Consider the following 14,656-nt stretch of genomic DNA (forward strand, 5'->3'; position numbering starts at 1 on the left):
TTCCTCATTTCGATGTCGGAGAGCTGCAAATGCCGGGGCGGGCAGTGCGGCTGATGCCGCCGGTATCTCCCGCGCATCGGCTTGGAACATTCCTCTCGCCCACCTGTTTTTCTGATCAGGAAACCAGCCGGCGGATCGACGGCGTGGGTCTATGCATCGAGAGGAGATTCCCATGAGCAGCATTTACAACGATACCAATCCGGCCTTCTCGGGCCCGATAGGGGGCAGCAGCCTCACCGCATTTTTCGACAGCCGGTCGGAAGCCGAATCCGCCGTCTCCCGTCTCGAAGACGCCGGCGTGCCGGTCGCGAGAATCCGGTTGATGCCCGGATATGAGGCGGATGGAAAAACCGCCGGCGCGATGAGCGACGACCGCAGCGGCTTCTTCGACGCGCTGGCCGACTTCTTCTTCCCCGATGAGGATCGTGCTGTTTACGCAGAGGGGCTGCGGCGAGGTGGATTCCTCGTCCAGGTCAATGATATCGATGACGCGCTCTATGAGACCGTCCACGATATTCTGGACGACGAGGGCAGCATCGATATGGATGAACGGGCAGACCTCTGGTCGTTGGAGGACAGGCAGCAAGGCGCATCCAATACCGGTTTTGCCGGCCAATCGTCCGGCGGCAAAGCGTCGGAAGACCTCGCTGTGTCCGAAAGCGCATTCGACGATACGCGCCCCGTGGCGATGCGGGACACCACACATGGAAGCGCCACTGTGCGGGCCTACACCTATAGCGCCAGCGGTGCTTCGTCATCGGACGATGCCAATCGCCAATCGCAGAACCAGTCGCAAGACGGATTCCGGCGGAGCCAGAGTTTCCGGCGCGACCACTGATCCGCTGACGTGCATTGGAGGGTCCGGCCGCGACGCCGGGCCTTCATCTCATCTCGCTTGTTATTCGAGGATATGTCCATGCAATCATCCATCAATCGCGACGGCCGTCTTCCCGACCCCGATGAACTGATCGCGGAGGGTGAACCGCCTTTTGCCGACGCTGCCCCGCAGACCGCACGTGAAAAAGCCGACCAGGATCTGAACGCCCTGCAACAGGAGTTGAGGCTGCTGAAGGCCCGCATAGGCGTGCTGCGCGAGGACGCCGAGGCGGCGCTGAAAGCCAAGGCCGCATCGGTCGATGCAAGCGCCCATGTCCAACTCGGCAGCTATCCCTGGGCGAAGCTTGCCGCGGCGATCTGCGCAACCTTCATCGCAGCCAGGCTGGTTCGAAATGTTCCGCTGGGGCTCATGCTTGCCGGATATGCCGGTCATCTCTCCGAGGCGAGACGGCTGTGACCGGCTGGCCGGGAATCGCGGGATATGAGCCGGCGCGTCGACCTCACGGCGTGGAAGGAAATCAATGAACCGGCGCGATGTCGGAAGGCATCGCCGTGGCAAGCTCTTTTAGAATCGCTTCAAGCGCATCGGCCGTCGTCTGCAGGCCGGATGACTTCGCAATTTTCAGTGCCGCCCTGCAGTGAGCAGACAATTCGTCTTGCTGGCTCTGATCATTCGTCGGAAATACGATGCCCGCATAGTGCGACGGGTTTCCGGCTTCGTCCCTGAAGCAGCGGCCAAAGGCAGCCACGGCCACCACTTGCCCGCTTCGATCAAATACCCGGTAGTCATGGCGATAGGGATTTCCCGTGATCACCGAGTCTGAAATCGCCTTGGCCACGGACGGCTTGTCGTCCGGGTGGATCCGGTCGAGGTATTTTATAATCGGCAGCCCCGCGATGGTCTGCGCCGGCTCAAGCCCAAAAAGCATTGCCAGCGCCGAATCCGCATAAACCGTGTCGGTCGCCAAATCCCACGTGAAGATACCAGGCTCCTCGGACAGAAATTCGGGCGTTCCAAAAGCTCCGTTGACAAGGTTCATTTTGCATCCCCAGTCTGAGCGCCAATGCCGCGGGTTACCCCCCGTCACCCGGCTCTCGATGCATGACAGGGCGATCGACCATTTCGCCCCAGATCTTAGTCTCGTTTCGACCGGACGCAATATCGACGTTGTTGATCTCCGCACCCAGTGAGGCAATGCGCGGGCGGGGAGGCGATGCACGGGCAGGGAGCATGGCGGCAGGGATTCTATCGGCGTCCGCCAGACAGTCGTCGATTGACGTTGATCGTGCGACCCTTCACAAAGTGCGACGCTTTATCGGCCGGCAATAGCGACGACAACTTTTCGGGGACCACGGGTACATGTGCACCAACGACGACCGTCTTTCCCTCCGCAAAATTTCCCTATTCCTGACTGCTGTATTTTCGGCGCTTCTGATCTGGAGCGTAGATTCCACCGGAGCCGCCGAATCGACCAATCCGTCCGCACCAATCCGGGTTATCATCGAACTGCCGAACGATGAATCAGGACGCGCGCTGGTCGATCGGATCATTCCCGGCAATCGGGAACCGGCGCAGCCGGCAGCGGCCCCGCAGGAGGCGCCGCCGCCGTCGATTGCCACCTCACTACAGGATTTGCGCCAGAGGTTGCTGACGCTCGTCGATGCAGTCCCGACCCTTCCTGGGCAGATCCGGGCGGCGGTGCGGACCTTCCAAGCGGATAATCATATCGATCCCGTCGGCCTGATCTTGGCGGTCACACTCTTCGTAGCAGGCGGATTCGCTGCGCAGCGCCTTGCCTGGTGGTCCGGGCGAGGGCTTCTTCATTTTGTGCTGACCGCGCCTGCCGACACCGTCCGGCAGCGGATCAAGCTGCATGCGAGCCGACTTGCAATGGGCCTTCTCGCATTGGTCGGCTACCTGATCGGAAGCCTCGGCGCGTTTATCCTCTTTCCATGGCCGGCTGTCTTTCGCGATATTGCGCTCATTCTGCTGTCCGCGGCGCTGATGGTGCGCCTCGGCGTGCTTGTGGGCCGCATTGTCATCGCGCCCGGCGCCCGATTGCCGCATATGCGGCTGCTGACGCTTGTCACCTCGCTTGCCTGGTTCTGGTACCACTGGCTTCTCGCAATCGTCGCCATGCTGGCGGCTGGCTGGGCCATCATCGAAGTGTGCCAGACCATCGGGGCTTCACCCATCCTGGTCGATCTCTTTACCGCGGCGTGGCTCGGTGTCGTTTCAATCACGCTGATCGCCATGATCTGGCTGCGGCATTTTCGTTCTGATGGGCTGCCGGTGAACCGGCTGGTCTGTGTCGGCTTCAGCGCGAGCATCGTGCTGTCGTGGCTGTTTTGGGTGTCCGGGCTCCGGGGAGCATTCTGGACATTGATCGTCATGACGCTTCTGCCGCTGACCGTTTCCGTGGCTCGGGATATCATCGGTCGCATCATTCGGTCCGGCGGCGAGCACGTTGTCGAAGATCCGGCCATCGTCGGATGGTCTGTTGTCATCATGCAAACGCTGCGCAATGGCCTGATCGTGGTCGCCGCGCTGCTCATTGCCCGTTCGTGGAATGTCAATCTCAGTGATCTTGCCGCAGCCGAGACAGTGACCACACGTTTGATCCGCGCAGGAATCCGCATCGTTATCGTGCTGCTGGTGACCGACGTCATCTGGAAGCTCGCAAGCACGCTGATCGACAGTCAGATGGCACTGGCGTCGAGAAGTGCGCAGATGGGGCATCAGGACGGACCCGACGCGCGCCGGCGTCAGCGGTTGAATACGCTGCTGCCCATCCTTCGCAATGTGCTGTTTCTGGCGATCGGGGCTGTCGGCTTCCTGATGATCCTGGATGCCGTCGGCATTCAGATCGGACCGCTGCTGGCGGGCGCCGGCGTCGTCGGCATTGCCGTCGGCTTCGGTGCACAAACACTCGTCAAGGACATCATCTCCGGCGTCTTTTATCTGTTCGACGATGCCTTTCGCATCGGTGAGTACATTCAGGCGGCGAAATACAAAGGGACGGTCGAAGGTTTCTCGCTGCGATCGATCCGCCTGCGACACCATCGCGGTCCGGTCACCATCGTTCCCTTCGGCGAACTCGGCGCGGTACAGAACCTCAGCCGCGACTGGGTGATCGACATCATTACGCTTACCCTGAACTATGACAGCGATCTTGAGGAGGTCCGCAAGACCATCAAGCGCATCGGCGTCGAGCTTCTGGAGGATGCCGAACTCGGGCCTAATATCATCGAGCCCTTGAAGATGCAGGGCATTGAGCAGATGGCCGATTACGGTGTGCAAATTCGGCTGAAGTTCATGGCCAAACCCGGCGAACAATTCGGCGTTCGCCGGAAGGCCCTTGCCATGCTCAAGAAGACATTCGCGGAAAAAGGCATCCAGTTTGCAACCCCGACTGTTCATGTTTCCAGCGGGACAGGAGACGCAACGGCTTCCGCCGCCGCGGCGGAACTGCAAAGGCCATCCAAAGTCATCCCAACACCTGAGGAATAGCAAGGGCGAGTGCAGGCGATTTCGGCTTGAAAAGAGTGGGGCTATCAGGCGGACGGACAGTATGCCGTTGTAATCAAACGACATATTCTAGTTCCATAATCTATCTTATGCGACACCGTAGTGTAGCCGCAAAGTTGAAGTGTCCTGTTTCTGCAAAGTTGGAATGTCACTCTCCCCGCGTTTGATGGCGCGGGAGACAAGCGGATGGGACTGATTGCGATGAGCGAGCGTGACCTGCAGCGGATCGAGGTTTTGTCGAAGGTTGCCGACGGGCGGATGACGATGGTGTCGGCGTCACATGTGCTTGCTCTCAGCGAGCGCCAGGTGCGGCGGCTGTTGGATCGCATCAGAACGACCGGTGCGGCATCGATCCGCCACAAGGCGATCGGCCGGCCGTCGAACAACCGGATCAGCGATGGTGTTCGCGATTATGCGGTGACGCTGGTTCGTGAACGTTATGCGGATTTCGGTCCGACGCTGGCGGCCGAGAAGCTTGCCGAGCGCGATGGATTGCGTGTGTCGCGCGAGACGTTGCGCGGCTGGATGACGCAGGCCGGATTGTGGCTGTCACGCAAGCAGCGGCGGACGTTTCATCAGCCGCGCTTGCGGCGCGAAGCCTATGGCGAGCTGGTGCAGATCGACGGGTCCGAGCATCGCTGGTTCGAGGATCGTGGAGATCCGTGCTCGCTCCTGGTGTTTGTCGACGATGCGACGGGCCGGTTGATGCAGTTGCGGTTCGTGCGCTCGGAAAGCGCCTTCAGCTATTTCGACGCACTTGAGCTTTATCTGAAGCAGCACGGGGCGCCGATCGCCTTTTATTCCGACAAGCACTCGGTCTTCCGGGTGACGAAGAAGGAGGCCAAGGGTGGTCAGGGCATGACCTAGTTCGGACGGGCACTCTCGGAGCTAAATATCGAGATTCTCTGTGCAAACTCCAGCCAGGCCAAAGGCCGTGTCGAGCGGATGAACCGGACGCTGCAGGATCGTCTGGTCAAGGAATTGCGACTGGCAGGCATCGACACCATGGAGGCAGGCAATGCGTTTCTGCCGGGCTTCATGGTGGACTACAATGGGCGGTTTGCGATTGTCCCTGCCCGATCCGATGACCTGCACCGGCCGGTAAATCTTGCACCGGATCGGTTGAAGGAGATCCTGTGCAAACGCGAGCAGCGCTATGTCGGGTCGCAGCTGACGTTTTCGTTCGAGCGTAAGCGGATCATGCTGGAGGAGAGCGACGTGACGCGCGGATTGGCCGGCCGCTATGTCGAGACCTATGCCTATGCCGATGGCCGCCTCGATGTACGATGGAAGGGACATTCCCTGCCCTACAAAACCTTCGACAAGGACCAGCGGGTGACGCATGCGGCGATCACCGAGAACAAACGGCTCGGCGACGTTCTGACTTATATCAAGGAGCGTCAGGAGCAGCCGTCGAAGCCGGTGGTGATGACCAACAGCGAGAAGAACGGCTATGTGCGACGTGCTCACGGTCCGGGGCGACGGAAGGATTTTACGAACGATCCGGCCGTCATCGAACGCCATAAAGCTGCGCTGGCAAAGCGCGATGCTGCCGAGTGAGGCGTCGATCGCATCGTCTTAAAGCTAAAGCCGATGGTGCCACAAACCCGCCCCGATCTGATCTTGCAACCCGGACCAGCCGCTCAGATCGGGGCTGGTCGGCCTGCCGTGCGGCTGCCGCCAGTGACATTTCTACTTTGCGCAACCGCGGACATTTCAACCTGACCGCCACATTGATTTGATGTGGGTACATTCTATTTCCAAGTGCGACATGCCAGAAAAAACAATGGCTTCCCTTTGGAGATTTTGGAATGTCCCGATGCAATCTCCAACCGACCGTGGCCGATCGCCCTCGCCTGCATCGGCTTTTCTCGCAGGCTGGCCGGTTTAGCGTTGCCTTAAAGAAACTGTGCAAGGATGCAGGCGTATCCATCCATGCCGGAAACCTGATGACGTTTCGAAGAAATCCAAAGATAGTACGTGGCCTCGCTGCTTCCGCAGTCAGCCATGCAAGCGCATTTGCTCCGGCACTATTTGCGGCAATTATCGCAGTCATCGTCGTCTGGGTCGCAACCAACTGGCGGCTGGAGCGATCGCTGGCCGAGGAGCGCTCGATCGTCGCCGGTGAGCTTGCCACAATATCATCTCGGCTTCAGACGAACCTCAACAGCAATGTTAAGCTGCTGCAAGGGCTGGCGGCTGGCATCGCAGTCGACCCGGCAATGGGCCAAAACGGATTTTCCAAACTTGCCGCGCAGATCCTGCAGCCCGATTCACAATTGCGCAGCTTCGCGGCGGCGCCCGACATGGTGGTCCAGTGGGTTTATCCGGAAAAAGGAAACGAAAAGGCCATCGGGCTCGATTACCGAAAGAATGACAAGCAACGGGCTGCCGCGATGCTGGCGCGCAACACCCACAATATCGTTCTGACAGGGCCAGTGGAGCTCGTCCAGGGCGGAACGGCTTTCGTCGTCAGGTGCCCGATTTATATCAATGACGGAAAGAGCCAGATCTTTTGGGGTCTGCTCTCCGGAATCATAGATATTCCAAGGCTCTATAGCGATAGCGGCCTTGGATCGACCGAGCTTGAGATTGCCATCAGCACCGTGCCGGAGCCCGACTCGCCCAAACAGGTTTTTCTCGGAAATCTGGAAACCTTTTCGAAGCAGCCGGTCGTGACATCCGTCGATATGACGTATGGCCGATGGACCTTCGCCGCAGTGCCCAAGCGCGGATGGGGCCAAAATAGCGGGATCGGCATTTTCGAGTTCTATGCGAGCCTGTTGGCCTTATGTGTCGTTGCGCCGATCATTTGGGTCGGCTTCCTGACCAAATCACGCCAAAGAACAATCGAGAAGCTTCGCCTTCACAAGAAAAAGCTCGTTAGAGCGCGGCAACGGCTGGAATATCTGTCGCTGCACGACGCCCTGACGGGGCTTGCGAACCGCCGGTTTGTCGACCGGATGATCTCGCAACCACAGAGACCCGGTGGAGAAGACTGTCTGATCCTCATTCATATCGACCTCGACCGATTTAAAGAGATCAACGATACGAAGGGGCATGCCGGCGGTGACATGGTGTTGCAAACAACGGCTTCGCGCCTCGCCGATTTGACCGGTCCAAACGACGTCGCAGCTCGGATCGGTGGAGACGAGTTCATTTTCGCCAGGTGGAGCACCAATCCCGAACCTGAAGCAACCGAATTGGCCAGACAGATTGTCGACGCGCTGCAGCAGCCCATTCTTATCGATGGCGCGGAGTATATGGTCGGAGCAAGCGTCGGTGTCGCCTGGGAGACTGAACATGCTCGCGGACGGGATCTCGGTCAGTTGCTTCTCAATGCCGATCTGGCTCTCTACGAGGCGAAGAAGGCGGGCCGCGGCCGCGCGGCCATTTTCACCGAAGAGCTTCGCAGCGCCGCAATCCATTCAAAAGAATTGGCGGATGAGTTCAATCAGGCGCTCGACCGCGATGAACTCGTTGCATTCTTCCAACCGCAGTTCAATGCGGACACCCTTGACATAGCGGGCGTCGAGGCCCTCGCCCGCTGGGAGCACCCGCGAAAAGGTCTGCTCGGCCCGAACAATTTTCTCGACGCCGCGGAAAGGCTTGGGCGCAGCGGCGACATGGATAGGCTGATCCTGCAGAAGGCCCTGTTCGAGCTGACGCGATGGGACAGCCTGGGAATGCAGATCCCGCGTGTCTCAGTCAATATATCGGCGCGCCGACTGGCGCAGGCAAATCTGCTTGCCGAGCTGTCCGAGCTTCCCGTATCGAAGGGTCGCCTGTGTTTCGAGCTGCTCGAGACAATTTCCTTCGACGAGCTTCAACCTGCGCTCAACGACATCATTCCGATGATCAAAGAGCTTGGCATTGAAATCGAGATCGACGATTTCGGCACGGAACATGCCAGCATCATCAGCCTGCTTCGATTTGAGCCGCGGCGACTGAAGATCGACCGCGAAATTATCAAGCCGATCATAGCCTCTCCATCCCAACGCCGCCTGGTTTCCTCCATTATCGAAATCGGCCGGTCACAGAATATCGACATCGTCGCCGAGGGCGTCGAGACGATGGAGCACGCGAAGATCCTGAAAGATCTTGGTTGCCATTTGCTGCAAGGCTACGCTCTGGCGCGACCAATGACGTCGGAGCAGTTGATCGAATTTTGCCGCATGAAGGACAAAGGACTGACGGAGGCAGGTTGATGCGCGAAATTACGCGGCCTAGTCGTCACCCCATTCGTCAAGGCCGAGGTCTTCAAGATGGCGAAAGCGGCCAAGACCGAGCGCATCGAACGCGTCGGCGCTGCCAGCCGCGTCAACACCGAGGGATCGCAACGCCGTGTTGACCGGGTCGGTCGGGCGAATTGGGTCTTGCGACACCGGTGTTGCGGCGCAGAACAGCATTTCCCCTTCGGCGAATGCGGCTGCGGCCTGGGAACCGGTTCCACCGAAATATTGCATTTCAATATAGACCAGCGGGCCATTTTCAGACGCAGCCGCCAGAGCCAGCTCAAGGGCGGCGGACAGGCTCTTGAAGCCTTCATGGCGGGCGCCGGGCTGCAGTTTCGTCAGTCGATCGATCTGCTCATGGCCCAGCGGAGCGATCGTCAATCCGAATGGCAATGCCGTGGGTTCAGGGCAGTCCCCTGCCTCGACGATCGCCATCACAGCGGGAGGCGATCCAACGACCGCCACGATATTCTGCCCCACACATCGCTCCCGAGTTTAGAGCTCCCGACGTAACCGCTCTAACGGCTGCTGTCCACGGAATCCGGCATATCACGCGTGGGCACGGCAGAATGCCTCGAATTCCCGCGCAGGCGCAGTCCGATGGCGCTCCTTGTGTCTGAGCAAGGTGAACCGTCCCGGCGGAAGCTCGACTTCGAGCATTCGCAACTGGCCATTCTCGACGAAGGGCATGGCGATCACCTCGGAGAGCGCCGCGACGCAGCCGCAGCTTCTCACAGCCGACAGTACGGCTTCGTTCGAGGGAAGCACCAGCGAGACGTCGAGTTTGGAAGGATCGACGAGAAGCTCGCGCAGCGACTGTTCGAGCACCGAGCGTGTTCCGGAACCCGCCTCTCGCATGATCCATCTGAGCTGGCACTGGCGTCTATGAGCGCCATCGGGCCGATGATCCTTCACGCCGATTGAAATCCTGCTTGCGGGTCTGACGCAGCAGGTTCATGCTTGTCTCTGTTTTGAGGCCCGCCGGTGCGGCCGGGATAGCCGCCACATATCGGGCTTTCGTGGGACGCGTGCGATGGAGTGCGCCGGCTGCGGTTTCGATATTCAGAGCGGTTTTGCCTTCTGCCCGCGGTGCGGGGCAAGGCAGCCCCTCTCCTGCGCCGCCTGCGGCAATCCCTGTCAGCCCGATTTTGCCTTTTGCCCGAAATGCGGCGCGTCGATCTCAGGCAAAGTCCAGCCTGCGCCGAAGCCAAGCATCGAGGTGATACCGCACCAATCAGACAGCGATGCCGACCGGCGGCCAGTGACCGTGCTGTTTGCCGATCTCTGCGGCTTCACAACGCTGAGCGAGCAGATCGACCCCGAAATCATGCGGGTGCTGCAGAACGAATTGTTCGAAGAGATGACCCAGGCGGTCGAGGCTTATGGCGGCTTCGTCGACAAGTTCGTCGGCGATGCGCTGCTGGCGCTGTTCGGCGCGCCGGTCGCCCATGAGGACGATCCGGTCCGGGCGCTCAGTGCCGCGCTCGATATGATCCGTCGGGCGACCGAAGTCGGCGAGCGCTGGCGCCCCCGCGCCGGCGTGCCGCTGCGTCTGCATATCGGCATCAACAGCGGCCCTGTCGTCACCGGCGGTTTCGGCGCGGTGAGCACAAAATCCTATTCGGTCACCGGCGACACGGTGAACACCGCCCAGCGGCTGCAATCGATGGCCGGCGAAAACGATATCCTCGTCGGGCCGCTGACCTATCGCCTCACCCGCCATGCCTTTGCCTTCGACAGTCTCGGCGCGCAGACGCTGCGTGGCAAAAGCGGAAACGTCCTCGTCCATCGGCTGGCAGGACTGCTGGAAGCGCCGCATAAGGCACGCGGTCTCGAAAGTTTCGGCCTTCAGGCGCCGATGATCGGACGGGATGGCGAGTTGTCGCGGCTGCTGACCTGCCTCGATCTCGCCTGCGGCGGTGCTGCGCAGCTCGTCCGCCTGATCGGCGAAGCCGGGATCGGTAAATCGCGGCTGGTCACCGAATTCGTCGAAACCGCCGGCGATGCGGCCCGTTTCCCCGGCCTCGCCATCCGCAAAGCCACCTGCTCTCCGCTCGGCGAACAATCCTACGGCACGCTCGCCGCGGTCGTGCGCAGCGCCTACGGCATCGGCGAGCGGGATGATCTCGACAGGACGCGGCAACTGCTGACAACGGGATTCCGCGCGCTCGATCTCGGCCAAGAGGATGTCGAGGGGCTCTTGCCGCTCTTTCTGCATGTCCTTGGCCTCGGCGATCCCGATGGCGCGTTACGGCACATCGAGCCGGAACAGTTGCGGCGGCAGATCTTCTATGCGGTGCGCACCGTTTTCGAGCGGCGGCTGGCGCAAGGTCCTCTGCTGCTCGTCATCGAGGATCTGCACTGGGCGGACGCCGCCTCGCTGGAAGTGCTCCGCTTCATGATGGATCGGCTGGAGCGCAGCCGGCTGATGCTGCTTACGATATACCGGCCGACATCGCAGACCGATCCGCTCAACTCCGATCGTGTCAACGTCACCGTGCAACGTCTTGACCCGATCTTTGCGGCCGATGGGCAGAAACTGCTCGCTGCCTTTTTTGGCGAAAGTCATGGCAAGCTGCCGGTCGCTATGCGCAAGCGCATCCTCGACCGCGCCGGCGGCAATCCGCTTTTCATCGAAGAAATCCTTCGCGGATTGATCGACATGGGTACGCTGCACCATGACGGCCACCGCTGGCATGTTGCAGCCGACGACACCGATGTCGATATCCCGGTCAATCTGCAGGCGCTGTTGCTTGCCCGCGTCGATCGCCTGCCGCAGGAGATCAGACGCTTGGCGCAGGAGGCGGCGGTCGTCGGGCCGAAGTTCGATACCGCCCTGCTCCGCGCTGTCACCTCCGACCCGGCCGCCGTCGATGCGGCGCTGGATTATCTCTGCGATGCCAACATCATCGAGGAATTGCGCGGCCCGGATTTGGCGGGGTCGCCGGGCTATCGCTTCAGCCAGACGCTGATGCACGACGTCATCTACCATAATCTGCTGCTGCAGCGGCGCATGGAGCTTCATTTCAGGATCGGCCGGGTTCTGGAACGCCAATATGGGGTGGCGCCCGAAAGGGCCGAGCATCTGACGCAACTCGGACATCACTTCAGCCTGACCACCGAGAAGGCCAAGGGCGCCGGTTATCTGATGGCGGCGGGCGATCTGGCGCGGAAGACCTACGCCAATGACGATGCCATGCGCCTCTACCATCAGGCCCTTGCCGCCTTCGCCGATGAGCCGGAGGTAACGCCGGAGCAATTGGCGCTCATGGAGCGTCTTGGCGATCTCTGCGGTCCCGCCGGCCGGCGCGATGCTGCTTTGAACCATTATCAGCGGGCGCTGGCGATCCACCGCACCAAGGATGATCGGATCGCCGCGGCAAGGATCCTGCGAAAGACCGGCCGCCTGCATCTGGATGCGGGGCGCCGCGACCAGGCGGAGACCCATTGCGCCGCGGCCGAAGCGTTGATCGCGACGATCGATGCGCCGGTCGAACATGCGCACCTGCTGCAGGAGCGCGGCCATCTGGCCTTCCGCATGGGTGACCAGGCTGCCGCCGCCGAGTGGGCGACGCAGGCGCTGCAACGCCTGCAGACGCTGCCGGTCGACGGAACGACCGAGGCAGGACGGGAGGCCGCACGGGCGATGGCGGAGGCGCTGAACACCAAGGGTGCAGCGCTGGCGCGGCTCGGGCGCCGCCGCGATGCCGTGCAGGAAGTCGAGCGCAGCCTCTCCGTCGCCGAAAAGGCCGATCTGCAAAGTGCGGCGTGCCGCGCCTATTCCAATCTCGGCGTTCTCTACACGATCGTCGATCCGGCCAATGCCATCAAGATCTGCCGGCGCGGGCTGGAGGTCGCGATCCGCATCGGCGATCTCGGCTTCCAGGCCCGCCTTCTCGCCAATCTAGCGGTGTCCTGCTGCACCTTTACCGATCGCTGCGCGGCCGAGGGCGTGCCGGCGGCGGAGAAGGCGGTCGAAATCGACCGGGCGCTCGATCAGCGCGATCATCTGTCCGTGCCGCTGATCGTGCTGGGGCAGATTCATCAATGCCACGGACAGCCGAAGCTAGCTCGTAAGTATTACGAGGAAGCCCTTGAGGTTGCAAAGGAAATTGACGAGCCGCAACTGCTCTTTCCGTGCTATGATGGCTTGGCGACACTGAGCCTCGAGCATGACGACATGGACGAGGCGGAACGGTATTTCACGCTGGCGCAGGATGTGTGCATCCGCCACAACCTCGATCCAGGTACACTCGTCGTTTTGCCGTTTCTCGACTGACCTTCCTCATGGTGCAAACTTCTGAAGATCGGTTAGTCCAAACAAGTCAGATAGATAAAGGGAGGAACTAAACATGCAGGAGAACCACTCGGAAAGACCATTACAGCCTGGAGATCGCGCGCCGAACGTCGTGCTCGATGCGATTACCCGCCAGGGCAAGATCGCCATCGACGATTTCCGCGGCCAGAAACCGGTGTTCGTCGGGTTGTTCCGCGGACTGCATTGCCCCTTCTGCCGCCGGCAGATTGCCGCCATGGCCGAACTCACCGATGCATTGCAGGAAAAAGGCATCGACAGCCTGACTGTCGTGAATACCCCAATCGAGCGGGCCCGCCTCTATTTCCGCTATCATCCGCTTCCCAATCTGCTGGCGGCCTCCGACCCGGAACGGGTATCGCACAGGGCCTTCGGCCTGCCGCAGCTCCAGTTCACCGAAGCCGAGAACGACTGGCCGCATAAGGTCAGCATGAATGCGGTGATGTCGATGCGCGTCGATATGCCGGGCGAGCTTCCAGAGCCCATGAACCCAATGGCGGCGATGGAATTCCTCGACAAGGCGGATGACTATGAATTCACTGAGGACGATAAGCAGATGATCGCTACCGGCGAAGGCCAGCTTGTCGGCGAATTCCTGCTCGATCGGGATGGCGTCGTCCGCTGGTGTTTCACCGAGGTCGAGGAGGCCGGCCGTCATATGTTCGGCGTTCCCGCGCCTCGGGAAGTGATGTCGGCAGCGTCGAACATGGCTGTTTGACGCGAGCGATCTTACGTTCAGGGATCACTCCTCGGGAATTATCCCTGACGCGAGGCCAGCCAATCGTGAAAGGCTGCGACCTCTTGCCGGCGCAGCGCCTTTGGCGCGGCGACGATGTAATACGCCCACTTCACCGGCCAGCGGACATCCGGCAACAGATGGACCAGCCTGCCGCTGTCGAGTTCCTGCGCCACGAGCGCCTTGCGCACGAGGGCGACGCCCCTCGCCGCGACGGCAGCCTGGATCACTGCCGCCGTGGAATTGATCTTCAGCCCGCGGTCTGTCGGAACCTGATTTGCGCCGGATCTGGCCAGCCATTCCGCCCATGCCGGGAAGTCGCCACCCGGATGCGGCGTGCCGTCATGGATCAGCGTCTGTTCGACGATCCAGCCGGCGGTCACCTCCCGATCCGCCTGGAGCAACCGATTGTGGCAAACCGCGATAATCTCGTCGCTCATGAGGAATGTCGATTTCACACCCTTCCATGAACCAAGGCCGAAGCGTATGCCGATATCGGCCTCGCCCTGGGCCAGATCGACGACCCTGTCGGAGACATCAAGCCGGACATCGATCGCCGGGTAGTTCGTCGAGAAGTCGTCCAATCTTGCCAGCAGCCAATTGGCAACCAGCGCCTGGGACGCCGTGACCACCACGACCGACCGGGCCTTCCTGCCGCGAAGCTTCCTCAGCCCGGTTTCGAGAAGATCGAGCCCTTCGGCGATATCATCCAGCGCGTCCTTCGCCTCGTCGACAGGCGTCAGCCTTTCGGCGCCGGAACGGCTTCTTCGAAACAGCGGATAGCCGACCCAATCCTCCAGCGAACGGACCAACTGGCCGACGGCAGGAGGCGTGACATCCAGCTCGGCTGCCGCTCCGACGAAGCTGCCATGTCTCGCGGAAGCCTCCAGCGCCTGCAGCGACTTCAATCTGGTCAGGTCTCTCATCTCACCCACGACAAAGTTTTTCTTTCTTTGCGGTATGGCCGGTTTTCCTCGCCAAAGCAATCTCCTGCGCTACCCTGG

10 protein-coding genes and 1 pseudogene are annotated in these 14,656 nt (G+C 60.9%); 7 read left to right on the forward strand and 4 right to left on the reverse strand.

Annotated elements, in window-relative coordinates; genetic code table 11:
• Positions 1-172: 172 nt before the first annotated feature.
• Entirely contained in the window at positions 173-838 is a 666-nt protein-coding gene (locus QMO80_RS02115) for a hypothetical protein (RefSeq protein ID WP_283198701.1), read from the forward strand.
• 78 nt (positions 839-916) lie between these two features.
• Entirely contained in the window at positions 917-1,294 is a 378-nt protein-coding gene (locus QMO80_RS02120; protein WP_283198702.1) for a hypothetical protein, read from the forward strand.
• Between the two features lie 61 nt (positions 1,295-1,355).
• On the opposite strand, the gene QMO80_RS02125 is transcribed toward QMO80_RS02120, so the two are convergent.
• Positions 1,356-1,877: a PAS domain-containing protein gene (locus tag QMO80_RS02125; protein WP_283198703.1), complete on the reverse strand. Its 522-nt coding sequence runs from the start codon at positions 1,875-1,877 to the stop codon at positions 1,356-1,358.
• A 320-nt stretch (positions 1,878-2,197) separates the two neighbouring features.
• On the opposite strand from QMO80_RS02125, the gene QMO80_RS02130 reads away from it, so the two are divergent.
• The 3 genes and pseudogenes from QMO80_RS02130 (at position 2,198) to QMO80_RS02140 (ending at position 8,574) form a co-directional block, all read left to right on the forward strand.
• Complete coding sequence (locus tag QMO80_RS02130; RefSeq protein WP_283198704.1) at positions 2,198-4,348, forward strand: mechanosensitive ion channel family protein; 2,151 nt, start codon at positions 2,198-2,200, stop codon at positions 4,346-4,348.
• 204 nt (positions 4,349-4,552) lie between these two features.
• Positions 4,553-5,926 (forward strand): annotated as a pseudogene (locus QMO80_RS02135) (ISNCY family transposase).
• A 389-nt stretch (positions 5,927-6,315) separates the two neighbouring features.
• A complete protein-coding gene (locus QMO80_RS02140) occupies positions 6,316-8,574 on the forward strand; it encodes an EAL domain-containing protein (RefSeq protein WP_283200090.1) in 2,259 nt (752 codons plus the stop codon).
• 18 nt (positions 8,575-8,592) lie between these two features.
• Here the strand turns inward: QMO80_RS02140 and QMO80_RS02145 are convergent, their stop codons facing one another.
• Together QMO80_RS02145 and QMO80_RS02150 are read right to left on the reverse strand one after the other, a co-directional pair.
• Positions 8,593-9,036 (reverse strand): hypothetical protein, encoded by a 444-nt coding sequence (locus QMO80_RS02145; protein ID WP_283198705.1) that lies wholly within the window; start codon positions 9,034-9,036, stop codon positions 8,593-8,595.
• A 114-nt stretch (positions 9,037-9,150) separates the two neighbouring features.
• Positions 9,151-9,516, reverse strand: coding sequence for a LysR substrate-binding domain-containing protein (locus tag QMO80_RS02150; protein ID WP_283198706.1), 366 nt, complete (start codon positions 9,514-9,516; stop codon positions 9,151-9,153).
• A 118-nt stretch (positions 9,517-9,634) separates the two neighbouring features.
• Here QMO80_RS02150 and QMO80_RS02155 point away from each other — a divergent pair, with 118 nt between their 5' ends.
• Positions 9,635-12,880 carry an adenylate/guanylate cyclase domain-containing protein gene (locus tag QMO80_RS02155; RefSeq protein WP_283198707.1) on the forward strand — a complete coding sequence of 1,082 codons (3,246 nt, stop codon included), beginning with the start codon at positions 9,635-9,637 and terminating at the stop codon, positions 12,878-12,880.
• Between the two features lie 73 nt (positions 12,881-12,953).
• On the forward strand, positions 12,954-13,634 hold the full coding sequence (locus QMO80_RS02160) for a peroxiredoxin-like family protein (protein WP_116273388.1): 681 nt from the start codon (positions 12,954-12,956) through the stop codon (positions 13,632-13,634).
• Between the two features lie 38 nt (positions 13,635-13,672).
• Here the strand turns inward: QMO80_RS02160 and QMO80_RS02165 are convergent, their stop codons facing one another.
• A complete protein-coding gene (locus QMO80_RS02165; protein WP_283200091.1) occupies positions 13,673-14,578 on the reverse strand; it encodes a LysR substrate-binding domain-containing protein in 906 nt (301 codons plus the stop codon).
• Positions 14,579-14,656 lie beyond the last annotated feature (78 nt).

Origin of the sequence: Rhizobium sp. BT03, from assembly GCF_030053155.1 — a bacterium.
Taxonomy (GTDB): Bacteria; Pseudomonadota; Alphaproteobacteria; order Rhizobiales; family Rhizobiaceae; genus Rhizobium.

Coding starts and splice junctions, on each gene's coding strand:
- QMO80_RS02120 (WP_283198702.1), top strand. CDS start 917: ATGCAATCATCCATCAATCGCGACGGCCGTCTTCCCGACCCCGATGAA.
- QMO80_RS02145 (WP_283198705.1), bottom strand. CDS start 9,036: ATGGCGATCGTCGAGGCAGGGGACTGCCCTGAACCCACGGCATTGCCA.
- QMO80_RS02140 (WP_283200090.1), top strand. CDS start 6,316: ATGACGTTTCGAAGAAATCCAAAGATAGTACGTGGCCTCGCTGCTTCC.
- QMO80_RS02160 (WP_116273388.1), top strand. CDS start 12,954: ATGCAGGAGAACCACTCGGAAAGACCATTACAGCCTGGAGATCGCGCG.
- QMO80_RS02165 (WP_283200091.1), bottom strand. CDS start 14,578: ATGAGAGACCTGACCAGATTGAAGTCGCTGCAGGCGCTGGAGGCTTCC.
- QMO80_RS02130 (WP_283198704.1), top strand. CDS start 2,198: ATGTGCACCAACGACGACCGTCTTTCCCTCCGCAAAATTTCCCTATTC.
- QMO80_RS02115 (WP_283198701.1), top strand. CDS start 173: ATGAGCAGCATTTACAACGATACCAATCCGGCCTTCTCGGGCCCGATA.
- QMO80_RS02155 (WP_283198707.1), top strand. CDS start 9,635: ATGGAGTGCGCCGGCTGCGGTTTCGATATTCAGAGCGGTTTTGCCTTC.
- QMO80_RS02125 (WP_283198703.1), bottom strand. CDS start 1,877: ATGAACCTTGTCAACGGAGCTTTTGGAACGCCCGAATTTCTGTCCGAG.